1 pseudogene is annotated in these 263 nt (G+C 80.6%); it reads left to right on the top strand.

The window, feature by feature from the left end:
• Nucleotides 1-263 (top strand): annotated as a pseudogene (locus STRIP9103_RS51900) (hypothetical protein); the annotation flags it as partial.

Below are 263 nucleotides of genomic sequence, written 5' to 3' on the forward strand. Positions count from 1 at the left end.
GCCCACCGCACCGCCCCGCCCGACCACGGCACCCACTTCGACTCCGGGCACGCCCGGCGACGCACGGCGCCCTGGGATTACGGCCGACGGACAGCGGCTGTCGTACGCCTCCGGCACGACGCGGCCCTCGAACGGCTCCGGCGACACGAGCGGCCCGGCCCCCTCGCGTACGACCGCCTCCGGCCCGGCGGCCGGACCCCGCCCCCCGCGTACCTCCACCGGCGACGGCGACCCCGCCCAGCGCCGCGCGGAGCACCCCCGCT

It is taken from the genome of Streptomyces ipomoeae 91-03 (genome assembly GCF_000317595.1).
GTDB lineage: Bacteria > Actinomycetota > Actinomycetes > Streptomycetales > Streptomycetaceae > Streptomyces > Streptomyces ipomoeae.